This window comes from Agrobacterium sp. SORGH_AS_0745, from assembly GCF_030818995.1.
In the GTDB taxonomy this organism is placed as follows: Bacteria; Pseudomonadota; Alphaproteobacteria; order Rhizobiales; family Rhizobiaceae; genus Agrobacterium; species Agrobacterium tumefaciens.
In genome coordinates this window covers 1,251,249-1,276,629 of the sequence record NZ_JAUTBI010000001.1, presented here as the reverse complement: position 1 = coordinate 1,276,629, position 25,381 = coordinate 1,251,249, and the positions used below count along the sequence as shown (strand labels likewise).

24 protein-coding genes and 1 pseudogene are annotated in these 25,381 nt (G+C 59.7%); 15 read left to right on the top strand and 10 right to left on the bottom strand.

Going from position 1 to position 25,381, the window contains the following annotated elements; translation table 11 throughout:
- Positions 1-109: 109 nt before the first annotated feature.
- From QE432_RS05875 to QE432_RS05860, 4 genes and pseudogenes are all read right to left on the bottom strand, one after another.
- A pseudogene (locus QE432_RS05875) lies at positions 110-2,114 on the bottom strand (acetyl-CoA carboxylase biotin carboxylase subunit).
- Between the two features lie 48 nt (positions 2,115-2,162).
- A complete protein-coding gene (locus QE432_RS05870) occupies positions 2,163-2,540 on the bottom strand; it encodes a hypothetical protein (RefSeq protein ID WP_013761770.1) in 378 nt (125 codons plus the stop codon).
- A gap of 125 nt (positions 2,541-2,665) precedes the next feature.
- Entirely contained in the window at positions 2,666-3,562 is an 897-nt protein-coding gene (gene yghU, locus QE432_RS05865; RefSeq protein WP_003511310.1) for a glutathione-dependent disulfide-bond oxidoreductase, read from the bottom strand.
- 100 nt (positions 3,563-3,662) lie between these two features.
- Positions 3,663-5,195, bottom strand: a complete 1,533-nt coding sequence (locus QE432_RS05860; RefSeq protein ID WP_035199610.1) for an acyl-CoA carboxylase subunit beta — start codon at positions 5,193-5,195, stop codon at positions 3,663-3,665.
- Positions 5,196-5,312: 117 nt separating this feature from the next.
- Between QE432_RS05860 and QE432_RS05855 the strand changes: the two genes are divergently transcribed.
- Positions 5,313-6,731, top strand: coding sequence for a helix-turn-helix domain-containing protein (locus QE432_RS05855; protein WP_065704413.1), 1,419 nt, complete (start codon positions 5,313-5,315; stop codon positions 6,729-6,731).
- Between the two features lie 15 nt (positions 6,732-6,746).
- On the opposite strand, the gene QE432_RS05850 is transcribed toward QE432_RS05855, so the two are convergent.
- Positions 6,747-7,394 carry a DNA-3-methyladenine glycosylase family protein gene (locus tag QE432_RS05850; RefSeq protein WP_013761773.1) on the bottom strand — a complete coding sequence of 216 codons (648 nt, stop codon included), beginning with the start codon at positions 7,392-7,394 and terminating at the stop codon, positions 6,747-6,749.
- A gap of 72 nt (positions 7,395-7,466) precedes the next feature.
- On the opposite strand from QE432_RS05850, the gene gluQRS reads away from it, so the two are divergent.
- On the top strand, positions 7,467-8,351 hold the full coding sequence (gene gluQRS / locus QE432_RS05845) for a tRNA glutamyl-Q(34) synthetase GluQRS (protein ID WP_162632826.1): 885 nt from the start codon (positions 7,467-7,469) through the stop codon (positions 8,349-8,351).
- Here gluQRS and QE432_RS05840 read toward each other — a convergent pair.
- Entirely contained in the window at positions 8,319-9,236 is a 918-nt protein-coding gene (locus tag QE432_RS05840; protein ID WP_013761775.1) for a YihY/virulence factor BrkB family protein, read from the bottom strand. The genes gluQRS and QE432_RS05840 overlap by 33 nt on opposite strands.
- A gap of 182 nt (positions 9,237-9,418) precedes the next feature.
- Here QE432_RS05840 and QE432_RS05835 point away from each other — a divergent pair, with 182 nt between their 5' ends.
- The 7 genes from QE432_RS05835 (at position 9,419) to QE432_RS05805 (ending at position 14,752) form a co-directional block, all read left to right on the top strand.
- Positions 9,419-10,252 (top strand): SDR family oxidoreductase, encoded by an 834-nt coding sequence (locus tag QE432_RS05835; RefSeq protein WP_035199614.1) that lies wholly within the window; start codon positions 9,419-9,421, stop codon positions 10,250-10,252.
- Between the two features lie 17 nt (positions 10,253-10,269).
- Positions 10,270-10,467: a twin transmembrane helix small protein gene (locus QE432_RS05830; protein WP_003497428.1), complete on the top strand. Its 198-nt coding sequence runs from the start codon at positions 10,270-10,272 to the stop codon at positions 10,465-10,467.
- A gap of 1 nt (position 10,468) precedes the next feature.
- Positions 10,469-11,062: a cob(I)yrinic acid a,c-diamide adenosyltransferase gene (locus QE432_RS05825; RefSeq protein WP_065704414.1), complete on the top strand. Its 594-nt coding sequence runs from the start codon at positions 10,469-10,471 to the stop codon at positions 11,060-11,062.
- A 32-nt stretch (positions 11,063-11,094) separates the two neighbouring features.
- Positions 11,095-11,868, top strand: a complete 774-nt coding sequence (locus QE432_RS05820) for a rhomboid family intramembrane serine protease (protein WP_003511318.1) — start codon at positions 11,095-11,097, stop codon at positions 11,866-11,868.
- A gap of 183 nt (positions 11,869-12,051) precedes the next feature.
- Positions 12,052-12,798, top strand: a complete 747-nt coding sequence (locus QE432_RS05815; protein WP_013761780.1) for an electron transfer flavoprotein subunit beta/FixA family protein — start codon at positions 12,052-12,054, stop codon at positions 12,796-12,798.
- Positions 12,799-12,823: 25 nt separating this feature from the next.
- On the top strand, positions 12,824-13,753 hold the full coding sequence (locus QE432_RS05810) for an electron transfer flavoprotein subunit alpha/FixB family protein (RefSeq protein ID WP_003511321.1): 930 nt from the start codon (positions 12,824-12,826) through the stop codon (positions 13,751-13,753).
- 117 nt (positions 13,754-13,870) lie between these two features.
- Positions 13,871-14,752: a 3-hydroxybutyryl-CoA dehydrogenase gene (locus tag QE432_RS05805; protein WP_013761782.1), complete on the top strand. Its 882-nt coding sequence runs from the start codon at positions 13,871-13,873 to the stop codon at positions 14,750-14,752.
- A 67-nt stretch (positions 14,753-14,819) separates the two neighbouring features.
- Here the strand turns inward: QE432_RS05805 and tlpA are convergent, their stop codons facing one another.
- A complete protein-coding gene (gene tlpA, locus QE432_RS05800) occupies positions 14,820-15,488 on the bottom strand; it encodes a thiol:disulfide interchange protein TlpA (protein WP_065704415.1) in 669 nt (222 codons plus the stop codon).
- A gap of 24 nt (positions 15,489-15,512) precedes the next feature.
- Here tlpA and argH point away from each other — a divergent pair, with 24 nt between their 5' ends.
- The 4 genes from argH (at position 15,513) to QE432_RS05780 (ending at position 21,466) form a co-directional block, all read left to right on the top strand.
- Positions 15,513-16,913: an argininosuccinate lyase gene (gene argH / locus QE432_RS05795; RefSeq protein ID WP_025595424.1), complete on the top strand. Its 1,401-nt coding sequence runs from the start codon at positions 15,513-15,515 to the stop codon at positions 16,911-16,913.
- A gap of 195 nt (positions 16,914-17,108) precedes the next feature.
- Positions 17,109-17,312 carry an LPS translocon maturation chaperone LptM gene (gene lptM / locus QE432_RS05790; RefSeq protein ID WP_035199619.1) on the top strand — a complete coding sequence of 68 codons (204 nt, stop codon included), beginning with the start codon at positions 17,109-17,111 and terminating at the stop codon, positions 17,310-17,312.
- A gap of 13 nt (positions 17,313-17,325) precedes the next feature.
- A complete protein-coding gene (gene lysA / locus QE432_RS05785; RefSeq protein WP_019564865.1) occupies positions 17,326-18,594 on the top strand; it encodes a diaminopimelate decarboxylase in 1,269 nt (422 codons plus the stop codon).
- 178 nt (positions 18,595-18,772) lie between these two features.
- A complete protein-coding gene (locus QE432_RS05780; protein ID WP_065704416.1) occupies positions 18,773-21,466 on the top strand; it encodes a TIGR02302 family protein in 2,694 nt (897 codons plus the stop codon).
- Between the two features lie 193 nt (positions 21,467-21,659).
- On the opposite strand, the gene QE432_RS05775 is transcribed toward QE432_RS05780, so the two are convergent.
- The 3 genes from QE432_RS05775 to QE432_RS05765 form a co-directional block, all read right to left on the bottom strand.
- Positions 21,660-22,019, bottom strand: a complete 360-nt coding sequence (locus QE432_RS05775) for a response regulator (protein WP_003511329.1) — start codon at positions 22,017-22,019, stop codon at positions 21,660-21,662.
- Between the two features lie 142 nt (positions 22,020-22,161).
- Positions 22,162-22,704: a hypoxanthine phosphoribosyltransferase gene (gene hpt, locus QE432_RS05770; protein ID WP_003511330.1), complete on the bottom strand. Its 543-nt coding sequence runs from the start codon at positions 22,702-22,704 to the stop codon at positions 22,162-22,164.
- A 70-nt stretch (positions 22,705-22,774) separates the two neighbouring features.
- Positions 22,775-23,443, bottom strand: coding sequence for a hypothetical protein (locus QE432_RS05765; protein WP_065704418.1), 669 nt, complete (start codon positions 23,441-23,443; stop codon positions 22,775-22,777).
- 200 nt (positions 23,444-23,643) lie between these two features.
- On the opposite strand from QE432_RS05765, the gene ftsE reads away from it, so the two are divergent.
- Both ftsE and QE432_RS05755 read left to right on the top strand, forming a co-directional pair.
- Positions 23,644-24,303: a cell division ATP-binding protein FtsE gene (gene ftsE / locus QE432_RS05760; protein WP_003511334.1), complete on the top strand. Its 660-nt coding sequence runs from the start codon at positions 23,644-23,646 to the stop codon at positions 24,301-24,303.
- A complete protein-coding gene (locus QE432_RS05755; protein ID WP_065687913.1) occupies positions 24,296-25,303 on the top strand; it encodes a cell division protein FtsX in 1,008 nt (335 codons plus the stop codon). Before ftsE ends, QE432_RS05755 begins: the two co-directional genes overlap by 8 nt.
- The last annotated feature ends 78 nt before the right edge of the window (positions 25,304-25,381 follow it).

The window sequence follows — 25,381 nt, the reverse complement described above, 5'->3', positions numbered from 1 at the left end:
CCCTTCTGCATTTCATTTTCAGTACTGTGACTGGTGATCGTGACCGAAATCCAGCCTACCCCGTAACCCGCTCCGCCCCTCATCCGTTCCTCAAAAACGGTATCAAGCCCTATTCAAATTCGATGATAACCTCATCCACGGCGAGGCTATCGCCCGGCTTTGCCGACACTTTGGCGACCCGGCCGCGTTTTTCCGCACGCAGGATGTTCTCCATCTTCATTGCCTCCACCGTCGCCAGCGCCTGACCGGCTTCCACCTCGTCCCCCTCGCCAACCGAGATCCCGGTGATGACGCCCGGCATCGGGCAGAGCAACAGTTTCGACGTATCGGGCGGCAGCTTTTCCGGCATCAGCAGCGCCAGTTCCGCCACGCGCGGGCTGCGCACATGGGCGAGAACATCCATGCCGCGCCAGCGCAGACGAACCGCCGCACCGGCAAGATCGACCTTGGCGGCGATCACCTCGCCCGCCACCGTGAACAGGCCAAGGCTGCGGCCGGGAAGCCAGCCGGTAGCGACCGTCAGCGCAGCACCATCCTCAAAACGGATTGCCATGCCTTCAGCACCGGTTTCCACGCTGACGCTTCGACGGGATTGACCAAGCGAAACCACCCCAGTCCTGACCGACAATGCGACGATGATTGCCAATGGTACCGGAAATTTCGACCGCACGGTTTTGAAGCCGCTGGTGGATAACGGTGGCGATGGCTGCGAGCTTGCGCGCGGAGGCCTCATCGGGCTCGACCCCGGAAAAGCCCTCCGGAAATTCCTCGGCGATAAAACCCGTCGTCAGACGGCCGGCCCGAAAACGCTCGTGCTGCATGACAGCCGAGAGGAACGGCAGATTGTGGCCGATGCCCTCCACTTCGAAACGATCCAGCGCCTGCCCCATGGCATCGATGGCGGTTTCACGATCCTTTGCCCAGCTACAAAGCTTGGCGATCATCGGATCGTAATACATCGAGATTTCACCGCCTTCGAAGACGCCGGTATCGTTGCGGATCACGGTGCCGTTTTCCTGCTCGCCCTCTTGCGGCGGGCGATACCGTGTCAACCGGCCGATGGAGGGCAAGAAATTACGATACGGGTCTTCAGCATAAAGCCGGCTTTCGATTGCCCAGCCGTTCAACCTTATATCGGTCTGCCCGAAGGACAGCTTTTCGCCTGATGCCACGCGGATCATCTGCTCGACCAGATCAATGCCTGTGACGAGTTCCGTTACCGGATGTTCCACCTGCAGGCGCGTATTCATTTCCAGAAAGTAGAAATTGCGCTCGCCATCAACGATGAATTCCACCGTTCCGGCCGAATGGTAACCAACTGCTCTCGACAGAGCCACGGCCTGCTCGCCCATGGCCTTGCGCGTTGCCTCATCAAGAAAGGGCGATGGCGCTTCCTCAATGACCTTCTGGTTGCGGCGCTGGATCGAGCACTCTCGCTCGCCAAGGTAAAGAATATTGCCGTGTTGATCGCCCAGCACCTGAATTTCGATATGGCGCGGCTGGGTGACGAATTTCTCGATGAAGATGCGGTCGTCCCCAAAGGAAGATTTCGCCTCGTTTTTTGACGACTGGAAACCCTCGCGCGCCTCCGCATCGTTAAAGGCGATGCGCATGCCCTTTCCGCCGCCGCCGGCCGAGGCCTTGATCATCACGGGATAACCGATCTCGGAGGCGATCCTCACCGCCTCATCTGCATCCCCAATCAGCCCCATATGGCCGGGCACGGTGGAAACACCGGCTTCCGCCGCGAGCTTCTTGGAGGTGATCTTGTCGCCCATGGCCTGGATAGCGCCGACCGGCGGGCCGATGAAGATCACACCCGCCTTCTCCAGCGCCTCGGCAAAGGCAGCGTTCTCCGACAGGAAGCCATAGCCGGGATGCACCGCATCAGCCCCGGTCTTCTCGATCGCAGCAAGGATTTTATCGATGACGATATAGGACTGCGACGAGGGCGCCGGACCGATATGAACGGCCTCATCCGCCATCTTTACATGCAAAGCATTGGCATCAGCATCCGAATAGACGGCAACCGTCGCAATGCCCATCTTCTTCGCCGTCTTGATGACCCGGCAGGCGATCTCGCCGCGATTGGCGATGAGGATTTTCTTGATCACGCGGTTATTCTCCCCTCTTCCCCTCACGACAAATGCCGTATGCCGTCCTCAAATCTCGAAAAAGTTCTCGAAGGATTCCGGGAAATTCTGCCGGGCGACGCGCTCGTCGATGACAAGCATCGCCTGGTAGGAAAGCGGATCGAAATTCTTTTCCGCCGGCAAGACCTCGCGGCCGAACAGCAGGCTGAGGCGGGCCGCGTCGAGATTACCACGCTCGAACGGCTCGGGACCAAAATGGTGCCAGAGCGAGTGCAGGAAGGCCGCATCGATGCGGTGTTCCTTGGAATCGTCCCGCGCCCTTCGGGGTATCATCTTGATGGGCGTTACCCCTTTTGGATTGGCGCGGCGGATGGTGAACTGGATGCCCGTGCTCGGCATGCCGGAGGGAAATCCCTTGTGTTTGGTCATTTCGGGCAGGTTCGCCATCTTTTGTCCTTCCAGAAGCATTTCCATTAAAAGCAGGTCCGCTTTTACGTCCGGATATGCGTAAATTCAAATAATTAGAGCGCTTTCATGGTCCTATTAAAACCAGAAGCGCTCTAGTCTTTTCGTTATGCCTTGCCGATTTTGTCCTGCGTCTTCTGCTCGAAGTCGGAGGCATCGTGGCGTTCATGCAATTGTTCGGACGGATCGCCCGAGGTTTTGTTGACGATCACGCCGCGCTTGACCGCAGGGCGTTCGCCAATTTCAAGCGTCCAGCGCATAAGGTTCTTATAACCGGCCGCTTCAAGGAAAGCACCGGCATCGCCATAAGCTTGGCCGAGCGCTATCTTGCCATACCAGGGCCAGACGGCCATGTCGGCAATCGTATATTCCGAGCCCGCCAGATAACGGTTGTCGGCCAGATGACGGTCAAGCACGTCAAGCTGGCGTTTAACCTCCATGGCGTAACGGTCGATAGCATATTTGATCTTGATCGGGGCGTAGGCGTAGAAATGGCCGAAACCGCCGCCGAGGAAGGGGGCGGAACCCATCTGCCAGAACAGCCAGTTCAGCGCCTGCGTGCGGGCATTGCCCTCTTTCGGCAGGAAAGCGCCGAATTTTTCCGCGAGATAGACGAGGATCGAGCCGCTCTCGAAAACCCGGGTCGGCTCGGGCGTCGAATGATCCATCAGCGCCGGGATCTTGGAGTTCGGATTGACGCCGACAAAACCGGAGCCGAACTGGTCGCCTTCGCCGATCTTGATCAGCCAGGCATCATATTCGGCGCCCTTGTGGCCAGCGGCCAGCAATTCTTCCAGCATGATCGAGACCTTCTGGCCATTCGGCGTTGCCAGCGAATAAAGCTGCAACGGATGTTTGCCGACCGGCAATTCCTTGTCATGGGTGGGACCGGCGATCGGGCGATTGATATTGGCGAACTGGCCGCCATTACCCTTGTCCCAGGTCCAGACCTTGGGCACTTCATATCCGGCGGGAAAATTATCTGCGGAGGAGTTCTCGGCCATAAAAATCAGTCCTTGTGCGTTTCGGGAGGGCACCGAAGGTCGGGCGCCTGAACATCATTATAGTAAGGTGGCCAAAGTATTTTTCCAGCCCCAGAGCAGGTCAGAGCGGAATGGTATCGTGCTTTTTCCAGCGGGTTTCGACGTTCTTGCCCCGCAGCGAAGCAAAGGCACGGGCGATGCGGCGGCGCGAGGAATGCGGCATGATGACCTCATCGATGAAACCACGCTCTGCCGCCACGAAGGGATTGGCGAAACGCTCCTCATATTCCCTTGTGCGCGCGGCGATCTTGTCCGGATCGGAAAGCTCCGAGCGATAGAGGATTTCCGCGGCCCCTTTTGCGCCCATGACAGCGATTTCCGCAGTCGGCCAGGCATAGTTCACATCAGCGCCGATATGTTTCGAGGCCATCACGTCATAAGCGCCACCATAGGCCTTGCGGGTAATTAGCGTCACCATCGGAACCGTCGCCTCAGAATAGGCAAACAGCAGTTTCGCGCCGTGCTTGATGACGCCGCCATATTCCTGCGCCGTTCCCGGCAGGAAACCGGGCACATCCACCAGTGTCAGCAGGGGAATGTTGAAGGCATCGCAGAAGCGCACGAAGCGGGCGGCCTTGCGTGAGCTGTCAATATCCAGACACCCGGCCAGCACCATCGGCTGGTTTGCGACGACGCCTACCGTCTGGCCTTCCAGACGCATGAAACCGGTGATGATGTTTCTGGCAAACGCCTCCTGCAACTCGAAGAAATCGCCCTCGTCGGCGAGCGCATGGATCAGTTCCTTCATATCGTATGGCTTGTTGGAACTGTCGGGGATCAGCGTATCGAGGCGCGCTTCCAACCGTGCGGGATCGTCATGAAAAGGCCGGACTGGCGGTTTTTCCCGATTATTCAGCGGCAGGAAATCGAAAAGCAGGCGCACATGCTCAAGTGTCTCGATGTCGTTTTCATAGGCGCCATCGGCAACGGAGGATTTTTTGGTGTGTGTGGAGGCGCCGCCCAGCTCTTCCGCCGTGACGATCTCGTTGGTCACGGTCTTCACCACATCCGGCCCGGTTACGAACATGTAGGAGGTATCGCGCACCATGAAGATGAAGTCGGTCATGGCAGGCGAATAAACGGCACCACCGGCACACGGCCCCATGATGACAGAGATTTGAGGCACGACACCGGAGGCGATGACGTTGCGCTTGAAAACGTCGGCATAACCGCCGAGCGAAGCAACACCTTCCTGAATGCGCGCGCCGCCACTGTCGTTGAGGCCAATCACGGGCGCGCCGTTGCGCACGGCCATATCCATGATCTTGCAGATTTTCTGGGCATGGGTTTCCGACAGCGAACCGCCGAGCACGGTAAAATCCTGGCTGAAAACATAGACCTGCCGGCCGTTGATGGTGCCCCAGCCGGTAACGACGCCATCGCCCGCCACCTTCTGTTCGGCCATGCCGAAATCCACCGCCCGGTGGGTAACGTACATGTCGTACTCTTCGAAGGAACCTTCATCCAGCAACACATCGATGCGCTCGCGCGCCGTCAGCTTGCCCTTGGCATGCTGCGCCTCAATGCGCTTGACGCCGCCGCCGAGCCGCGCTTCGTCGCGGCGCGTCTGCAATTGCTCCAGAATGCTGGGCATGTTTCCTCCATGCGTTTCCTCAAATCAATAGCTTAGAAAACATTCGCCTAGAAGCCTTGATCGTGCGCGTATGCGTGGCATAAATATTTGCAATATTTACTTTTGCAAAGTTGCAACATGGCTATGGAAAAGCTCTTCATCGGCCGCAAGGTCCGCGGCCTTCGCGAAAACGCCCGCGCCACGCAGGCACAGTTTGCCGAACGGCTCGGCATTTCGGCCAGTTATCTGAACCAGATCGAAAACAATCAGCGACCCGTTTCCGCCAGCGTTCTGGTGACGCTGGTGGAAAAATTCCAGCTCGACGTGACGGAGCTGGCAACCGGCGAAAACGACCGGCTGGTTTCCGCTGTGCGCGAGGCCCTGAAAGACCCGCTGTTCCTGAATTACGAGCCCGGGCTGCAGGAGCTGAAGCTGATTGCGCAGAACGCACCGGGTTTTGCCCATGCGCTTTTGCGCGCCCACCAGGCCTACCGGCAAAATAGCGAGCAGCTGGTGCAGCTGGATGACAGGCTGGGGCGGGGAACCGCGCAGGTGGAAAGAACACCTTACGAAGAGGTCCGCGATTTCTTCCACTTCGTCGACAATTACGTTGCCGAGATCGATCTTCTGGCGGAAGAACTTGCATACGAACTGGAGATAGAGGGCGGCGAGACCTACGGCATTCTCGCGGCCCATCTACGCAGCCGCTTCGGTGTCCATATCACCAGAACGGAGGCGGCGGGCGGATTGATCCGGCATTTCGATCCGGCCGGCAAAACGCTGGCGCTCAGTTCCTACATGGCAGTACCGACCCGCTGTTTTCAGCTTGCGCTTCAGATCGCCCAGCTTCATGCGGGAGCAACCGTGGACAGAGTGCTGGCCGGCGCCGGTTTCCGTAGCGCCGAAGCCGCGGAAATCTGTCGCATCGGCCTTCACAACTATTTCGCCGCCGCGCTGATCCTGCCATATGGGCAATTTCACCGGGCCGCGCAGGAATTGCGCCACGATCTGGAACTTCTGGCCGTGCGCTTCGGCGCGAGCCTTGAACAGGTGGCCCACAGGCTCAGCACTTTGCAACGCCCTGGTCAGAAAGGCGTACCGATCTTTTTCGCCAAGATCGACCGGGCTGGCAACATCACCAAACGCCACAGCGCCACAAGGCTGCAATTTGCCCGTTTCGGCGCGGCCTGTCCGCTCTGGAACATTCATCAGGCCTTCGAAAGCTCCGACAGGATAGTACGCCAGCTGGCGGAAACACCTGACGGCGTGCGCTATCTTTCCATCGCCACACAGATCGAAAAAGCCGGCGCCGGTTTCAACACGGACAGGCCACGCTATGCCATCGCGCTCGGCTGCGAAATTTCCCATGCGCAGAATTTCGTCTATGCCGATACACTCGATCTCGCCAATGCCGCCTCCTTCAAGCCCATCGGCGTTTCCTGCCGGGTTTGCGAAAGGGTCGACTGCGTGCAGCGCGCCGTACCGCCGCTAAAACGCAAACTACATGTCGATCATCTCTCACGTGGGGCCTTGCCCTACCGGATCGCAGACTTCTAGCGCCGCGCGGCCATATCAGGGTAGCGGCACCATCGCGCGCCGCATGATATTTGCATAGTAGCCCCAGAACAGCCGGGCGGCGACGGAGCGCCAGGGCGTCCAGAGTTCCGCCCGCGCCGCCAACCATTTCGCATCCGGCCGTGCCTCGAGCGAAAGCGCGTGGCCCACCGCAGCCCGCAGCGCCACATCGCCAACCGGAAAAATGTCGGGGTGGCCGCCGCAGAACATCAGATATACTTCCGCCGTCCACGGACCAATGCCGCGAAGCGCCACCAGCTCAGAAAGGGCCACATCCGCTTCCTTGCGACTGACGGCATCAAGATCGATGCGGCCATCCGCAACCGCGTGCGCCAACCCTTCCAGCGTTGTTGCCTTGGCCCGGGAAAGGCCGAATGTGGCGCGCAATTCTTCCGGCACCGCCAGATAGTTTTCCGCCGTCACCGCCCCGCCCGTGCCGGCAAGGATACGGACCCATATGGCGTTGGCGCTGGCGCGCGACACCATCTGCGACACGACGATATGGGCAAGGCCCGCAAAGCCGGGCTCGTGAATACGCAACTCCAACGGACCGGCTTTTTCGATAATAAGGCTAAGAGCCGGATCGAGGCGGGCAAGATGCGCCAGACCTTCGCTGATATCGTCGAGGCCCCTGATGATTTTCATGTCTGCACAGCCCATATTCACGTTGGCCCGGCACCGGGTGGCGAGGCGCTTCAAAACATGGCAGAAGAAACCATGCCTTCGCCCGTCCGTCAAAAACCGGTTTATCGTTTTGCGCCCAGCCCCAATGGCGCCCTGCATCTGGGCCATGCGCTTTCCGCTTTTCTGAACCACGACATGATGCGGGAAAACAGTGGCCATTTTCTGCTGCGCATCGAAGATATCGACCAGACGCGCTGCACTCCGGAGCTGGAGCAGGCGATCTATGATGATCTTGGCTGGCTGGGACTGGAATGGGAAAAGCCGGTGCGGCGGCAATCGGAGCACTTCGATGAGTATCGCACAGCACTCGACAGGCTGGTCGAGGCCGACCTCGCCTATCCCGCCTTCTTAAGCCGGGGTGAGACGAAAGCCGTTGTCAGGGCCTTTGAGGCAGAGGGAAGGCTCTGGCCGCGCGATCCCGACGGCGCGCCGCTTTACCCCGCAATAGATCGGCAAAGGCCGCAGGCGGAACGGGCCGAACTTCTGGCATCAGGCAGGCAACACGCCTGGCGGCTCGACATGGAAAAGGCGGTCCGCACCTTGCACAGCAAGCTGTTCTGGCGCGAGAGCGGCGACGGGCAGACCGGGGAAATCGAAGCTTTGCCGGCGCTGTGGGGCGATGTGGTGCTGTCGCGCTCCGACGCCCCCTCGAGCTATCATCTTTCCGTGGTGTTGGATGACGCGCTGCAAGGCATCACCCATGTGGTGCGCGGCATGGATCTGTTTAACGCAACCGCCATTCACCGGCTGCTGCAACAATTGCTGGACCTGCCGCCACCCGCCTATCACCACCACCGACTGATTTTGGGTGCTGATGGGCGCAAGCTCTCGAAAAGCGAAGGCAGCACCGGCCTTTCAGCGCTTCGGGCGGAAGGAAAAACGCCGTCAGATATCCGCCGGCTTGTCGGGCTCCTCTAGCACCTGCTCGCGGCGCGCACTGTTGCCGGAGATATTGCGGCGGATGATCTGCCGGACCTTGTATTTCATCAGAGCGGCATTCACTTCCGCACCCAGCATGAAGATGACACCCACCATGTAAAGAAACACCAGAACCACCATCACCGAGGCCAGACCGGCGTAGGTGGCGGCATAATTGGCGAAGGTGGAGAGGTAATAGGCAAAGATCGCCGCGCCGATGACCCAGAAGATCATTGTCAGCAGAATGCCGGGCCAGACATCCCAGATGCGGCGTTTGCCGGCCGGAAGCCACAGATGCGCCGCCACCAGCCCGACCGTCAGAACGACGATGGTGCCGTAAAGTCCGAGGCTGGAAACCGTGTTCAGCGCATCCGTCAGCCAGGGAAACCGCTGTTCGGCAAAGGACGTTGCGACCGGCACCGCAACAAGTACGATACTGATGCCGGTAAAGACTACCACTGCGATCAATACATAAAGCAGACTGAGAAGACGGGTGATGTACCACCAGCGCGTTTCCGTGACGCGATAGGCGCGGTTGAGCGAGATTCTGAGCGCCTCGACGCCGTTGGAGGCAAAATATGCGGCCGCCAGCACCGAAATCGTCAGCAGTCCGCCGCGCGGAATGGTCAGGACCTGCTGCACCTGCGCAGCAAGCGGACCTGCGATCGCTTCCGGCCAGGTGTCAAAAATCAGATGCACCGCCGTCTCGGAAAACTGGTCAGCCCCCAGAAAACCGGCCAAAGCCGTGCCGAAAATCAGGAACGGGAACAGCGCCAGCAGGATGGAAAGCGCCATGTGGCTCGCCATCGCCCAGCCGTCATCCTCGGCAAAATGAGAATAGGCATCGAAGGCAACCTTGCCTGCCAGGCGCACTGCGGCAACCATGTCGCCTCCATTCATCGGCATTTCATTTGTAACTTCGCCCCGAATATGGGAAGTCAGCTCTACTTTGTACAGCGCACAAGCCCGCCTTTCGGTTCCCGCAGGCATACAGATTTTGCGCAATACAATTTTCACAGGCCGGACCATCGGGCCAGCGCAACATTCGGCTTTCCGGAGCGGCATAGATGCCTGAAAAACCCGTCATCATAATTACCGGATGTTCCTCGGGCATCGGAGCCCATTGTGCCGGCGCGCTTCACCGCGACGGCTGGAGAGTGTTTGCCACCGTGCGCCGCATCGTCGATATGGCCGCGCTCGAAAATGAGGGCATAGAAACCCTGATCATGGACTATACCAAGCCCGAAACCATCGCGGCTCTCGTGGATACGGTTGCGGCCAGAACCGGAGGCCGCATCGATGCGCTGTTCAACAACGGCGCCTATGGCCAGCCGGGTGCTGTGGAGGATCTGCCGGTGGAAGCACTGCGGCAGCAATTCGAAACCAACGTCTTCGGCTGGCACGATCTGACGCGGCGGGTCATTCCCTTCATGCGCCAGCACGGTTCAGGGCGCATCGTGCATTGCTCCTCCATTCTCGGCCTCGTTCCCTATCGTTATCGTGGTGCCTATACCGCATCGAAATTCGCGATCGAGGGCCTTGGCGTCACGCTGCGCATGGAACTTCAGGGCAGCGGCATCCATGTGAGCCTGATCGAACCGGGGCCGATCACGTCGAAATTCACCACGACGGCGCTTGCCCACGTCAGGGACAAGATCGATCTGGAAAACTCGGCCCATGCTGTGGAATACAAGCGTCAGCTGGCGCGGATGGATGGGTCCGGCCCGGTCAACCGCCACAAGCTTGGCCCCGATGCCGTTTATGCCGTGCTGAAACACGCCCTGACCGCCGCAAAGCCAAAACCGCATTATCCCGTCACCGTTCCCGCCAAACAGGGGCTGTTGCTGAAACGGCTCTTGCCTGCCGGACTGTTCTATCGTCTGCTGCGCAGATTCGATTGAGGAGGAGTACCCCCTAAATGTCCGGCTTCACCACTGTTCTGGCCCTTATCGTTATGGGCCTCGTTGTCATCGTGCTGATACGAGGCCTTTTCAACATGCTGAAGGGCCAAGACGCCAACCGCTCCAACAAGTTGATGCAGCTTCGCCTTCTGTTGCAGGCCATCGCCATCGTGCTCATCATGCTGACCCTTTGGCTCACCGGCGGTGGACGCTGACATGGTGAAGCTGAACAAGATCTACACCCGCACCGGCGACAAGGGCACGACGGCGCTGGTGTCCGGTCCCCGCCGCCTGAAGCACGATCTTCGCGTCGAGGCCTATGGCACGGTGGACGAAACGAATTCGGCGATCGGCGTGGCGCGGCTGCATACCGCCAACACTGATATTGCCAGCATGGAAAAGCTGGATTCCATGCTGTTCCGCATCCAGAACGACATGTTCGACCTCGGCGCGGATCTCGCGACCCCGGAAACCGACGAGCCGCCAGCCTACGAACCGCTGCGCATTATCGAGAGCCAGGTCACGCGGCTGGAAAACGAAATCGACGACCTCAACTCCGCAATTGAGCCGCTGACCTCCTTCGTGCTGCCGGGCGGCAATGCGGCGGCGGCCAATCTGCATCTGGCGCGCACGATCTGCCGACGCGCGGAACGGCTCATGGTGGAACTCTCGGTTGCTGAAAACGAGATCGTCAGCCCGGAAGCGCTGAAATATGTCAACCGCCTGTCCGACTTCCTGTTCGTTGCCGCCCGGTTTGCCAATGACATGGGCAAGGCTGACATATTGTGGGTTCCCGGCAAGAACCGCTAAAGCCTATCTCTCGCACAAACGAAGGGCATTCGATGTTCATACCGCTGCACGATGCGAATTCCCTCAAACATATCCGGCTGCAATATGTCACGATCGGCCTGATCGTGGTCAACGTGCTGGTATGGCTATTTACCGGCGTGCTTGCCAGTGACGTCCAGGCCAATGCCGCAGCGCTCGGCCTCGGTTTCATCCCGGCTGTGGTGTTCGACTACGCCTACCTGGAGCCCGCCTTGCAGGTGGTGCCGGATGACCTGACCGTCGTCACCTATGCGTTCCTGCATCTGGATTTCTGGCACATGGCAGGCAATATGCTGTTTCTGTGGGTCTTCGGCGACAACGTCGAGGACGCACTCGGCCACTTCCGTTTCCTTATCTTTTACATCGCCTGCGCCATAGCCGGCGCGCTGTTGCACGGCTTTGTCGCACCCATGTCAGAAGGGCCGCTTATCGGTGCATCAGGCGCTGTTTCCGGCGTCGTCGCGGCCTATTTTCTCCTGCATCCCAAGGTGCGCGTCTGGGTTCTGGTGTTCATGCGCATTCCGTTGCCCTTGCCTGCCTTCATTCCGCTGGCGCTATGGATCGGACAGCAATTTCTGATGCTGGCACTTGGCCTTGAGGAAAATGTTTCCTGGGGGGCACATGTGGGCGGCATATTGGCCGGGGCTGTGATGGTAATTTTCATGCGCCGGCCGGACGTTCCCCTGTTCGACCGCACGATTGTTCCGCCAAGGGCGGCGCAGTTCAAGAATCCGTCGCAAACGGCGGGGTTGTCGCAAATCGAACGGGGCTATGACGGGAGCAGATGAGCCGTTGACGAAGAGATAAATTATTTACGTTAACGTCAACGTAAGGTATGCCTTGCGTGCATGTGATAATGAACATTGCTCCGTTGTATTTGCGGGAAAAATGCTTATCCATGTCGCCAACCTGTTTTTGGAGGTCCGCGCGGTCTTGTCGCCTCGCGGACAGGAGTTTGAGGAAAACCGCCGATGAAGATCCTTGTCCCTGTCAAACGAGTTGTTGATTACAACGTCAAGATCCGCGTGAAGTCGGATGGTTCGGGCGTTGAACTCGCGAATGTGAAGATGTCGATGAACCCGTTCGACGAAATCTCGGTGGAAGAGGCTCTGCGGCTGAAAGAAGCCGGCAAGGCCGAAGAAGTCGTGGTCGTGTCGATCGGCCCTGCCAAGGCGGAAGAGACGCTGCGCACGGCGCTCGCCATGGGTGCCGACCGCGCCATCCTTATCGAGACCGACGAGACGGTCGAACCGCTAGCCGTCGCCAAGCTTTTGAAGGGCGTGGCGGAAGCCGAGCAGCCCGGCCTCGTCATCGTCGGCAAGCAGGCGATTGACGACGACAGTAACCAGACCGGTCAGATGCTGGCCGCCCTTCTCGGCTGGGGCCAGGGCACCTTCGCCTCCAAGGTCGTACCGTCTGATGGCAAGGTCGCTGTGACGCGTGAAGTCGATGGCGGCCTGCAGACGGTCGAACTGAAACTTCCCGCTGTCGTGACCACCGATCTTCGTCTGAACGAGCCGCGTTACGCCTCGCTGCCGAACATCATGAAGGCAAAGAAGAAGCCACTCGACAAGAAGACCCCGGCCGATTTCGGCGTCGATGTCACGCCGCGTCTGAAGGTGTTGAAGACCGAGGAGCCCGCAGGCCGCAAGGCCGGCATCAGGGTCGGCTCGGTGGCTGAGCTGGTCGAAAAGCTCAAAGCCGACGGCGTCCTCTAAGGTTTCGGAAAAGGGAGATTACAACATGGCCATTCTTCTTCTGGCAGAACACGACAACGCAACCCTTTCCGACCTGACGGCGAAGACGCTGACGGCGGCAACGCAGATTGGCGGCGACGTCCACGTGCTCGTTGCCGGCTCCGGTGCGAAGGGTGCCGCCGACGCGGCGGCGAAACTGTCCGGCGTTGCCAAGGTACTGCTTGCCGACGACGCATCCTATGCCAACGCGCTTGCCGAGCCGCTGGCGGCGCTGATCGTCTCGCTGAGCCCTTCCTATGATGTCATCATCGCACCGGCGACCGCTTCGGCCAAGAATGTCGCCCCACGCGTCGCAGCCCTTCTCGATGTGGCCCAGGTCTCGGAAATCATTGAGGTCGTCAGCCCGGATACTTTCAAACGTCCAATCTATGCCGGCAACGCCATCCAGACGGTGCAGGCAAGCGACGCCAAGAAGGTCATCACCGTGCGCCCCACCGCGTTTGCGGCAGCCGCTGAAGGCGGTTCGGCACCGGTGGAAACCATCGGCGCTGCCGAGAACCCCGGCGTTTCTGTCTTTGTGTCCGACGCGCTCGCCTCTTCCGATCGTCCGGAACTGACCTCTGCGAAGATCATCATCTCGGGCGGTCGCGCACTCGGCTCCTCGGAAAAGTTCCGCGAAGTGATCCTGCCGGTTGCCGACAAGCTCGGTGCAGCCGTCGGCGCATCGCGCGCAGCCGTCGATGCGGGTTATGCACCGAACGACTGGCAGGTCGGTCAGACCGGCAAGGTCGTGGCACCGCAGCTTTACATCGCTGCCGGCATTTCGGGCGCCATCCAGCATCTGGCCGGCATGAAGGACTCGAAGGTCATCGTAGCCATCAACAAGGACGAGGAAGCGCCGATCTTCCAGGTTGCCGATTACGGCCTCGTCGCAGACCTGTTCGAGGCTCTGCCGGAACTCCAGAAGGCTCTGTGATTTTAAGCCTTTAGCCAAAGGCGGCGCGTTTTTTGAACGCGCCGCCTTCTCTTTTTCGGCGATATGCGTAACATCGCCGCAAATGACGCAGATGAAATCCCATGAGGAGACCAGCATATGACCGCCCCCTTTAAAAACATCGGTATCATCGGAGCCGGTCAAATGGGTTGCGGCATCGCGCATGTTTCCGCCTTGGCCGGTTACAAGGTGCACATTTACGATCTTTCCAAGGACGGAATCGAAGCCGGCCTTGCCACGATCAACGGCAATCTTGCCCGTCAGGTCACCAACGGCAAGCTCTCCGACGACGCCCGCAAAGATGCACTCGCGCTCATCAGCGGTTCGACTGACGTCAACGATCTGGCGCCCATGGATCTGGTCATTGAGGCTGCTACCGAAAACGAGGAAATCAAACGCAAGATCTATGCGCAGATTTGCCCGGTACTGAAGCCCGAAGCGCTTTTGGCCACCAACACGTCTTCCCTCTCCATCACCCGCCTTGCGTCCGCGACCGATCGTCCCGAACAGTTCATGGGCATCCACTTCATGAACCCGGTGCCTGTGATGAAGCTGGTGGAGCTGGTGCGCGGTATCGCCACCAACGAAAAGACCTTCGATGCGGCGAAGGACTATGTGCGGACGCTGGAAAAGGCGATCACCGTCGCCGAGGATTTCCCGGCCTTCATCGTCAACCGCATCCTGCTGCCGATGATCAACGAGGCGATCTACACGCTCTATGAGGGCGTCGGTTCGGTGGAAGCAATCGACACCGCCATGCGGCTCGGCGCCAACCATCCGATGGGACCGTTGCAGCTTGCCGACTTCATCGGTCTCGACACCTGTTTGTCGATCATGCAGGTGCTGCATGACGGGCTGGCCGACAGCAAATACCGCCCCTGCCCGCTGCTGGTGAAATATGTCGAGGCCGGCTGGCTCGGCCGCAAATCTGGTCGCGGTTTTTACGATTACCGTGGCGAGACACCTGTTCCGACGCGCTAAGGCGCAAGAGATATTCCTCTGAAATCATTCGAGATGACGGGAGGTAAGTCCCTCCCGCACTGGACAATTATTTAGCCTTCACTGCCGATACCAACGCCTTGGCATCTTCGCTGTCCCAGGCTGCCGGACCGTTCATGGCGGCAATCAGGCAGCCTTTTTCGTCCAGCAGAAGAGTTGCGGGAAGGCCGAAAGCCAGCCCTTCCTTTTTCAGAACATTGAAGACGCCCATGGAGCTGTCGCGATAAAGTTTCAGCGCGTCGATCTTGTATTCGTCAATGAAGGCTTTCGGTTTTTCGTCCGCGCCGGTGTCGATATTGACCGCAACAACCTCAAAGCCATCGCTGCCCTTTTCCTTCTCGAGTGCGTTCAGCGCAGGCATTTCCTCCCGGCATGGCACGCACCAGGTGGCCCACAGATTGAGGAGAACCGCCTTGCCCTTGAGATCGGCAAGCGACATGTCCGACCCTTGCGGACCCTTGAAGGACAGCGGGATGCCGCGCGGCGTATCCGTGGCCGACATGGCCGCCACCTGGCCCTTCAGGAGGGGTTTCAGCGAGGCGATGCGGTTTGCCGCACCTTCACATAAACCGGCCTCGGCAACCGCTGCCCCTTGAACCGGGCTCTCAGACCCAATATGCCTGAACCAGACCGCACCCGCGCCGAACACGACACCGGCAACGGCAGCAATTGCAACCAATCTGGCGGAAGGAAGCCTGAACGGCCTTTTTTCTGTCATCGAATACTCCAGGGCACGCAGAACATGGCTGACGGCACAGATCAGAAATCCTCCAACCAGATGTGGGGCGGACGTTTCGCTTCCGGGCCATCAGCCATCATGGAAGAGATAAATGCCTCCATCGGCTTCGACAAGAAGCTTTATGCCCAGGACATCCGCGGCTCTATAGCGCATGCCACCATGCTGGCGGAAAAAGGCATTATTTCGCAGGAAGATAAAGACAAGATCGTTCACGGCCTGAACACGATCCTGTCAGAAATCGAGGCTGGCAGCTTCGAATTCTCGCGCAAGCTCGAAGACATTCACATGAACATCGAGGCGCGACTTGCCACCCTCATCGGCACGGCGGCAGGGCGTCTGCACACCGCCCGCTCGCGCAACGACCAGGTGGCGCTCGATTTCCGCCTCTGGGTCAAGGAAGAGCTGCAGAAGACGGAAGGCATGCTGACCGCGCTCATCGCCGCCTTCCTCGACCGCGCCGAGGAAAATGCCGATACGGTCATGCCCGGCTTCACCCATCTGCAGACGGCCCAGCCCGTCACCTTCGGCCATCATTGCATGGCCTATGTGGAAATGTTCGGCCGTGACCGCGCCCGCGTGCGTCACGCAATCGAACATCTGGATGAAAGCCCGATCGGTGCAGCAGCGCTGGCCGGCACCGGTTATCCTATCGACCGCCACATGACGGCAAAGGCGCTCGGCTTCCGCGAGCCGACCCGCAACTCCATCGACACCGTTTCCGACCGCGATTTCGCGCTGGAGTTCCTGTCGATCGCCTCGATCTGCGCCACGCATCTGTCGCGCCTCGCCGAAGAAATCGTCATCTGGTCGACGCCGCAATTCGGCTTTATCCGCCTGTCCGATGCCTTTTCCACCGGCTCGTCGATCATGCCGCAGAAGAAGAACCCCGACGCCGCCGAACTGGTGCGAGCCAAGACCGGCCGCATCAACGGCTCGCTGGTGGCGCTTTTGACTGTGATGAAGGGCCTGCCACTCGCCTATTCCAAGGACATGCAGGAAGACAAGGAACAGGTTTTCGATGCCGCCGAAAGCCTGGAACTGGCCATCGCCGCCATGACCGGCATGATCCGCGACCTTGAGGTGCGCAAGGACCGCATGCGTGCGGCCGCCGGTTCGGGCTATTCCACCGCCACCGATCTTGCTGACTGGCTGGTGCGCGAGGCAGGCCTGCCCTTCCGCGACGCCCACCATGTGACCGGAAATGCGGTGGCACTGGCGGAAAAGAAAGGCTGCGATCTGGCCGATCTTTCGCTGGAAGACCTGCAGGCGATCCATCCGGCCATTACAAGCGGCGTTTTCGACGTTCTTTCAGTCGAGGCATCGGTTGCCAGCCGCACCAGCTTCGGCGGAACGGCTCCTTCCGAGGTCAAGAAGCAGATCGCCTGGTGGCGTGGACGCAACTAACGCATCGGACCGATAAGTGTGAAGCGGTTTTCGGAAAATCCGATGCGCAGACAAATTAAAATGGGCGGCGGAAACGATTCCATTTTTCTCCGCCGCCCTCATAAATCTGCGTTACGCTGCGATCACAAGAAACAGGGTGCACAAGCGCCCTGTTTTTCGTTATCAGAGAAGCACATATTTCCTTTGGACAGGCTCATGCTTTCAAAAACCGCGCGCAATCTCATCGTTCCCATCGGCATGGCGCTCGCCGTCAGTCTTGCTCTCAGTGCCTGCGGGCGAAAAGGCGATATCGATCCGCCGAGCACGCCGGTCGAAATGCGCAACAAGCGCAATGCCGACGGAACCGAGACGAAGCCGGCAACGGCGGAGCGGCCGTTCATCCTCGACAAGCTTCTCTGACGGGAAAAAGCCTGTGAACCATTTTGGCTATATCGACGGCGTGCTTCACGCCGAAAACGTGCCCGTGCCTGAGATCGCCAAGGCGGTCGGCACGCCGTTCTATGTCTATTCGACCGCGACGCTGGAGCGCCACTACAAGGTGTTCTCAGGCGCTTTCGCCGATGTGGACGCCATGGTCTGTTACGCCATGAAGGCCAATTCCAACCAGGCCGTTCTGAAGACGCTGGCAAAGCTTGGCGCGGGTATCGACGTGGTATCCGGCGGCGAATTGCGCCGCGCGCTTGGCGCCGGTGTACCGGCAAACCGCATCATGTTCTCCGGCGTCGGCAAGACGGTGGCGGAAATGGATTACGCGCTGGAAGCCGGCATCTACTGCTTCAACATCGAATCCGAGCCGGAGCTTGAGGTCCTCAACCTGCGCGCCGTCAAGGCCGGAAAAAGGGCGCATGTGTCCTTCCGCATCAATCCGGATGTGGATGCGCGCACTCATGCCAAGATTTCCACCGGCAAAAAAGAAAACAAGTTCGGCATTTCCTATGAGCGGGCGCGTGCGGTCTATGCCCACGCCGCCACCCTGCCCGGCATCGAAGTCACCGGCATCGATATGCATATCGGCAGCCAGATCACAGAATTGCAGCCCTTCGAGGATGCGTTCCGCTTGCTGCGCGAACTGGTGGAATCCCTGCGCACGGACGGGCACACGATCAGCCACGTCGATATCGGCGGCGGTCTCGGCATTCCCTACCGCGAGGACAATAATCCGCCGCCGCTGCCGGATGCCTATGCGCATATCGTCAAGAACGAGCTAAAGAGCCTCAACTGCAAGATCATCACCGAACCGGGACGCCTGATCGTCGGCAATGCCGGCATTCTGGTGACGGAAGTGATCTATGTGAAGGATGGCGGCGAAAAGAACTTCGTGATTGTCGATGGCGCGATGAACGACCTCATCCGCCCGACGCTTTACGAGGCCTATCACGGCATCCGCCCTGTCGTGCAGCCCGCGGTAGACGCCCCTCGCATCAAGGCCGATATCGTTGGCCCCGTCTGCGAAACGGGTGACTATCTGGCGCTGGACCGCGAGATGGCCGCACCGCAGCCGGGTGATCTGATTGCCGTCAGCTCCGCCGGTGCTTACGGCGCCGTGCAGGCAGGCACCTATAATTCGCGCCTGTTGGTGCCGGAAGTGCTGGTAAAGGGTGACAAGTTCCACGTCATCCGCCCGCGCGGAACCTATGAAGAGCTGATCGCTCTCGATTCAGTACCCGCCTGGCTCGATTGATCCGCCATACATCCGGCTTGGTCGATCACAATTGAGCGAAGCTGCCTAAAAAATGGGGGTGAGCATCCACTTGCCCTCGTCTTCGCCACAAAGAATGTTATCCTTGCTTCTCATAATACAAGCAGCTCGCCGTTCCGGGAATGGCGTTTGACGTGGCCAGAACCGGGAGAACGGATTGATGACCACAGCCGGAGAGGACAGGACAGGCAGAAAGCGCCCTACCGGCGCATTCGCGCAGCGGCCGGATCTTGCCCGCCGGGTTGCGGCTAAACGCTTCTTCGCAAAAATCGTGTTGTTTTCGGAAAGAGTAGCACCGAAGACGCTGTGGCCGCTTTCCATCGCCGCCGCGTTTCTAGCGCTCGCATGGTTCGGCCTCTACCGGCAAATGCCTGACTTCGTGCGGCTGGGCATCGTTTTCCTGCTGGTTTTCGGTTTCATCAGCACCATCCTGCCAATCGTCCGGCTGAAATGGCCGACAGACAACGACGCGTCCCGCCTTCTGGAAGAACGCAATGGTCTCGCTCACCAGCCAGTCGGCGTGCAGGAAGACGAACCGGCGTTGGACACCCCCATTTCCCGCGCCTTGTGGAAAGAACACCAGATCCGTATGGCGGAACGCATCGCCGCGCTGAATGCCGGCCTGCCGAAACCAGATATCGCCCGTTACGACCGCTCGGCACTACGCGCCATTCCCGCCCTTTTTCTGGTTGTCGCCTTCGGTTTTTCCTATTCCAATGGTGCAGGCACGATTGCAGATGCCTTCCGTAGCCGGCCGGCAGCCGGTCCGCTCAATCCCGATATCCGTCTCGACGCCTGGGTCACGCCGCCCGCCTATACCGGCCGCGCCCCGATTTTTCTGACAGGGCGCGATGCGACTGGCCACGACGCGGTGTCCGTGCCGCAATCCTCCAAACTGACGATCCGCATGACCGGTGGCGATGGCGGCGAGGAAGTGACCTTCGAGCCTGAGACCGCCGGCGCCCTGCAGAAGCTTGCCCCCGAAGCGGCGCGCGCCGACAGCGCAAGTGGCGATGTGGCGGCACAGACAGAAAAACGCGCGCCGGATCAACCTGTCACACCGCGCACCTTTGCAATGGATGTGACCGAAAGCGGCATGATCACCGCCAATGGCGAACAATGGGTGTTCAACGTCATTCCTGACCAGCCACCGACCATCGGCTTCGACAACATGCCGCGCCGCGCCGTCAATGGTGCGCTGGAGGTGGGTTTCACCGCCAAGGACGACTATGGCATCAAGGAAGCCCACGCCATCATCGAGCCGCTTGGCGTTGCGGAGGGTGCAACAGCACTTTACCCGCCGCCGGAATTCAAGCTCGACCTGCCGCGGCAGAACAACCGCGAGATCAAGGGGCTGACCAGCCGCAACCTGACCGAACATCCCATGGCAGGTAAGCGCGTGCGCATCACGCTGGTGGCAACAGATGGTGCCGGCCAGACCGGCCGCAGCCCCGCGCATGAAATGGTGCTGCCGGGCCGCAATTTCTCTGAACCGCTGGCGGCTTCGGTTGCCGAACAGCGGCAGATATTCTCGCTCGACACGCGCCAGATGCCAAAGGCGATCGCCTATAACGAGGCGGTTGGTCTGCGTCCGGATGAAACCATTCCCAACACCACGCACTATCTCCTGCTGCAATCGGCGCAGACCCGCATGCGGCTCGCCTATAATGAGGAGATGCTGAAGAACACCGCCGATTATCTCTGGGAGATCGCGCTCGGCATCGAGGATGGTGATCTTTCGCAGGCGGAAAAACGCCTGCGTGATGCGCAGACAGCGCTTTCCGAGGCGCTTCAGCGCAATGCCTCCGATGAGGAAGTCGCCAAGCTGATGCAGGAACTGCGTGAGGCGATGCAGCAGTTCATGAGCGAGCTTGCACAGCGCATGCAGAATGCGCCGCAAGCCAACATGAACCAGCAGGCACAAAACGTCTTGCGGCAGCGCGATCTCGAAAACATGATGAACCAGATCGAAAACCTCGCGCGCTCCGGCAACCGTGACGCAGCACAGGAAATGCTCTCGCAGCTGCAACGCATGATGAACAACCTGCAGGCGGGACGGCCGCAACGTCAGGGCCAGCAGGGGCAGCAGCAAAGCAGCAAGATGCGCCAGCAGATCGACAAGCTGGGGGAAATTCTGCAACAGCAGCAGAAGCTGATGGACGAGACCTTCAAGCTCGATCAGGCGCTGCGTGACCGCATGCAGCGCGGCGACCCGCAGGATGGCGGCGAAGGTCAGGACCCGCAGACGGGTGAAAACGGTGAATCACCGCAACAGGGCCAGCAGGGCCAGCAGGGCGAGAACGGCCAGCAAGGCGGACAGCCGAGCGAGCAGATGACCGCCGAACAATTGCGCGAGGCGCTGAAAAATCTGAGGGCGCAGCAGGACGCGCTGGGCAAGCAGCTGGGCGAATTGCAGCAGGGCCTTCGTGATCTCGGCATGGAGCCGGGCGAAAACTTCGGCAAGGCGCAGCAGGAAATGGAAGGCGCCGGCGAAGCACTCGGCAAAAGCCAGGGCGAACAGGCGGTCGAAGGTCAGGGCAATGCGCTGAACGCGCTGCGACAGGGCGCGCAGGATATGATGGGCCAGATCATGCAGGCCATGCGCCAGCAGGGACAGCAGCCCGGACAGGGGCAGGAAGGCATGGCGGGCCAAGGCGGACAGAACGGCCGCGATCCACTCGGCCGTCCGCGCAGCACAACCGGCCCCGATTTCGGCGACCAGGTGAAGGTGCCTGATGAGATCGACGTGCAGCGCGCCCGCGAAATTCTCGAGGCTATCCGGGAAAAGCTCGGCAACAACCCGCCGGGTGAAATCGAGCGGCGTTATCTGGAGCGGTTGCTGGATATACGGTGAGGATGGAGGCCGCCATTCCTAGCGATCGGGCGTGTTTAACCTCGCGCATTTTTTAGGAAAGGCCAGCTTATCAAACACTCCACGTCATCCTCGGCCTTGTCCCGAGCATGACGGCGGAGAGAGTTGATAACTCCGCAACAAAAAAAGGCGGCCCAAAGGGCCGCCCTTTCTCAAATCTCTGTAGCCTTATCGCTCAGGCCGCAAGCGCCCGCGCAACAGCCTTGCGGATATCCGGAAGCGCAAAAGGTTTTGAAACCACGTCCACGATCTTTTCTGCCAGATCATCAGCGCGTTCGCGCTGTTCGGCATAACCCGTCATCAACAGGATGCGCATGGCCGGGAAGCGTTCGGCGGCGCGGTGCGCCAGCTCGATGCCATCCATGACCGGCATGCGGATATCCGAAAGAAGGAGATCGAAATTGGTTTCCTGAAGCTTTTCCAGCCCCTGCTCGCCGTCTGCCGCCTCGTGGGTCTCGTGACCGTCGAGACGCAGCGCACGGGCAACGAAAGCCCGCAATGCATCCTCATCTTCGGTAATCAGAATCTTCGCCATTAATCATTGCTCCTGGGCATCATTTCCAGCCGTGAGCAACATCGCAGGCTCCTCTTTTCAAGAGGTAAACACCCAGGGTTTCGCTGGGTGAATGGTTAATGAGGCGTCTCCGGCATGTCCCATCCCGGCACGGCAGAAATCGTCAGGCGTCGCCCGTGACGACGCCTACGAAGGGCAGTTCGCGGAAGGCGTAAGCCACATCCATGCCGTAACCCACGACGAAATAATCGGGACATTCGAAACCGACATAGTCGGCCTCCAGATCTTCCTTGCGCTTGACCTTCTTGTCGAGCAGCACGGCGATGGTGACGTGACGGGCGCCACGTTCGTAAAGCAGTTCCTTGGCGAAACGCAGCGTGCGGCCGGATTCGAGAATATCGTCGATCAGAAGAACATCGCGGTCCTTCACGTCGCTGTCGATATCCTTGACGATCTTCACCCCTTGCGAAACGGTGCCGGCACCGTAGCTCGAAAGCGTGATGAATTCGACTTCGGGGGCAAGGCCGCTGTCATGCAGCGCGCGGATGAGATCGGCCGCGAAAATGAACGATCCCTTGAGCACGGCGATGACCAGCAAATCCTTGGTCGGGCCGCTCGCTATATGCTTGGCCATGTCGCGATTGCGCTCGGCAATCTGCTCGGCGGTGTAAAGCGGCTCAATGTTTTTTCCACGGACGACGGGCATTCTTTCTCCTGTGCTGCGCCTTGCCGATTTTACCTTTCAGTAAAAATACGAAGACCACGCGTTAGCACAGTCAACGTTCGGAAGCACCCGCTTCGACGAAGGAAAGCTTGATCTCAGGCGTTTTTCCACCGGGATGGCGCAACTTTGCCGAAAATCCGTGGCTGAAACCGGGCTGCATCTGCCTGACCGGCGGTTCGATGACCATGCTGGCGACCAGTTGCCCCTTGGCAACGAAGAGGTCGGCGCGAAGTGCCGGCACCTCTTCCAGAGCGGCACCGTTGTTCTCCACAATACCGTTGATGAGCAGGACATCCATGCCGCCAGCCTCCTGCGGCGTGATGGTGACATGGGAAATGGCAAGCGGGTTTGCGGCCGCAACGATCGGCTTTTCCGGCACGACCACCGACAGGCCGCCTGAGCAGATGAAAACAAAAATGACGAGCGCCGCAACCAGCGCCGAATAGGCATCCACAGACAGGCGCGACAATTTGCGGTCCACCCAGCCGATGAACGCGTAACCAAGAGCACTGGCGGTGACGGGCGGTTTTTCCATCTGACGGCGCATCGCGCCGCGATTATCGTTTCCGGGCTGACGGACACGGTTTTCCTTGATGGTGACAAATTCCGCGTCTACCACATCGGGGCCGGTGTGGGTTGCCCGCGCCGTACGGCGCACTGGCGCTTCCGGCATCAGGAGGTCGAAATCGAATGCCGCTTGCCGGCGAGATGAACGGAACATAGCCATAGAATTCCTTGGGTGAGGTTTTCCGGCCCGCAAAACTGGGCATTGCAACGAATCCTGCCAAGTTTTAAATTTAATTGGTTAATGCTTCGCAAAAACGGCTCGCATAGGCTACCGGAACCGGGTTAAACGGCGCATCCGGGCCTCACGCGCCAGCGGTTTGCGAACCACCACGAAACGAAGAGACTGGAAGTCCGTTGATCCATTTCGAAAATGTCGGGTTGCGTTACGGCATGGGCCCCGAAATCCTGAGGGACATGACCTTCGACATTCCCAAGGGTTCGTTCCAGTTTCTGACCGGCCCTTCCGGTGCCGGCAAAACCACGTTCCTGCGCCTGCTGCTGATGTCGCTGCAGCCCACACGCGGCAATATCCGCATGTTCAACCGCGATGTGTCGCGCATTCCGCGCAGCGAGCTGCCCATGCTGCGCCGCCGCGTCGGGATCGTCTTTCAGGATTTCCGGCTGCTCGATCATCTGACGACCTATGAGAATGTCGCCCTGCCGCTGCGTGTGCGCGGCAAGGAAGAAAGCGCCTACCGCAACGACGTTATCGAGCTTCTGAAATGGGTCGGGCTTGGCGAGCGCATCAATGTGCTTCCGGCCATCCTCTCCGGTGGGGAAAAGCAACGCGCCGCCATTGCCCGCGCATTGATGGACCAGCCGGAAATTTTGCTGGCCGACGAGCCGACCGGCAACGTCGACCCGCCGATGGCCAAGCGCCTTCTCAACCTCTTTCTGGAGCTCAACCGGCTGGGTACCGCTGTGGTCATCGCCACCCATGATTTCGGCCTGATGGACCAGATCGACGCACGCCGGATGATCCTCACCGAAGGGCGGCTCGACATCTATGAATGAGATCAACCGCAAACAGTTAAGACCAGAGGCGACCGCACCGAAGCGGCCGCCGATGCGTATCCGCCCGATGGCACCCATTCTGCCGCCCTCCAACATTCAGGGCAACGCGCTGATGGTGGTGATCGCCATCATGGCCTTTCTCGCCTGCCTGACGCTTGGTGCCGTTTCCATGGTGCGTGCCACCGCCGCCACCTGGCAGAGCCAGATTTCCCGCGAAATCACCATTCAGATCAAACCCGAGGACGGGCTGGACATGAATGCAGCGCTCACCAAGGCACGTTCTCTGGCGCTCACTTTCGTCGGCACGCGGGATGGCACGATCCTCGATGACGCCGCCACCGCGCGTCTTCTGGAGCCGTGGCTCGGCAGTGGCCTCGATCTTTCCGAACTGCCGGTGCCGCGCCTCGTCGTGATTACCATCGATGAAAACCACCCGCCCGATTTTCAGGCCATGCGCGATATGCTGAAGGCTGAAATTCCACAGGCGTTTCTGGATGACCACCGTACATGGGTCGACAGGCTCGTCTCCATGGCCAGGACCACCGTCATGATCGGCGTCGGGGTCCTGATCCTCGTCTTCACCGCCATGGTGCTGACGGTGGTGTTTGCAACGCGCGGCGCGCTTTCCGGCAACCGGCACATCGTCGAGGTGCTGCATTTCGTCGGCGCCGAAAGCAGCTTCGTCGCGCGGGAATTCCAGAAGCACTTCCTGAAGATCAGCCTGAAAGGTGCGGCAGCGGGCAGCGCCCTCGCAGCGGCAGTTTTCCTTGCCGCCGGTTTCTGGCAATCGAGCACGGTTGCAACGCCGCAAAGCGATCAGGCAAGTGCGCTTTTCGGCTCCTTTTCCGTTGGCCTCAGTGGTTATATCGGCATCGCCACGACGATGATCATCATCGCGCTGCTCACCACCATCACCGCGCGTGTGACGGTCATCCGCACGATCGATGATATCGACCGCGTCCGCTCCGATCCGTCTAAAAGCGACGGTGTCGCATCGTGACGCCGTCTCCCGGATCTCGCGAGGAAACTGCACCCTTCACACGCCGGATGTAACTTGCGGACGGTGGACAAAAATGCC

Bases quoted from the DNA above. Each gene is read 5' to 3' on its own strand.
- QE432_RS05870 (WP_013761770.1), bottom strand. From the start codon at position 2,540: ATGGCGAACCTGCCCGAAATGACCAAACACAAGGGATTTCCCTCCGGC.
- yghU (WP_003511310.1), bottom strand. From the start codon at position 3,562: ATGGCCGAGAACTCCTCCGCAGATAATTTTCCCGCCGGATATGAAGTG.
- QE432_RS05860 (WP_035199610.1), bottom strand. From the start codon at position 5,195: ATGCCCAGCATTCTGGAGCAATTGCAGACGCGCCGCGACGAAGCGCGG.
- QE432_RS05855 (WP_065704413.1), top strand. From the start codon at position 5,313: ATGGCTATGGAAAAGCTCTTCATCGGCCGCAAGGTCCGCGGCCTTCGC.
- QE432_RS05850 (WP_013761773.1), bottom strand. From the start codon at position 7,394: ATGAAAATCATCAGGGGCCTCGACGATATCAGCGAAGGTCTGGCGCAT.
- gluQRS (WP_162632826.1), top strand. From the start codon at position 7,467: ATGCCTTCGCCCGTCCGTCAAAAACCGGTTTATCGTTTTGCGCCCAGC.
- QE432_RS05840 (WP_013761775.1), bottom strand. From the start codon at position 9,236: ATGGTTGCCGCAGTGCGCCTGGCAGGCAAGGTTGCCTTCGATGCCTAT.
- QE432_RS05835 (WP_035199614.1), top strand. From the start codon at position 9,419: ATGCCTGAAAAACCCGTCATCATAATTACCGGATGTTCCTCGGGCATC.
- QE432_RS05830 (WP_003497428.1), top strand. From the start codon at position 10,270: ATGTCCGGCTTCACCACTGTTCTGGCCCTTATCGTTATGGGCCTCGTT.
- QE432_RS05825 (WP_065704414.1), top strand. From the start codon at position 10,469: ATGGTGAAGCTGAACAAGATCTACACCCGCACCGGCGACAAGGGCACG.
- QE432_RS05820 (WP_003511318.1), top strand. From the start codon at position 11,095: ATGTTCATACCGCTGCACGATGCGAATTCCCTCAAACATATCCGGCTG.
- QE432_RS05815 (WP_013761780.1), top strand. From the start codon at position 12,052: ATGAAGATCCTTGTCCCTGTCAAACGAGTTGTTGATTACAACGTCAAG.
- QE432_RS05810 (WP_003511321.1), top strand. From the start codon at position 12,824: ATGGCCATTCTTCTTCTGGCAGAACACGACAACGCAACCCTTTCCGAC.
- QE432_RS05805 (WP_013761782.1), top strand. From the start codon at position 13,871: ATGACCGCCCCCTTTAAAAACATCGGTATCATCGGAGCCGGTCAAATG.
- tlpA (WP_065704415.1), bottom strand. From the start codon at position 15,488: ATGACAGAAAAAAGGCCGTTCAGGCTTCCTTCCGCCAGATTGGTTGCA.
- argH (WP_025595424.1), top strand. From the start codon at position 15,513: ATGGCTGACGGCACAGATCAGAAATCCTCCAACCAGATGTGGGGCGGA.
- lptM (WP_035199619.1), top strand. From the start codon at position 17,109: ATGCTTTCAAAAACCGCGCGCAATCTCATCGTTCCCATCGGCATGGCG.
- QE432_RS05780 (WP_065704416.1), top strand. From the start codon at position 18,773: ATGACCACAGCCGGAGAGGACAGGACAGGCAGAAAGCGCCCTACCGGC.
- QE432_RS05775 (WP_003511329.1), bottom strand. From the start codon at position 22,019: ATGGCGAAGATTCTGATTACCGAAGATGAGGATGCATTGCGGGCTTTC.
- hpt (WP_003511330.1), bottom strand. From the start codon at position 22,704: ATGCCCGTCGTCCGTGGAAAAAACATTGAGCCGCTTTACACCGCCGAG.
- QE432_RS05765 (WP_065704418.1), bottom strand. From the start codon at position 23,443: ATGTTCCGTTCATCTCGCCGGCAAGCGGCATTCGATTTCGACCTCCTG.
- QE432_RS05755 (WP_065687913.1), top strand. From the start codon at position 24,296: ATGAATGAGATCAACCGCAAACAGTTAAGACCAGAGGCGACCGCACCG.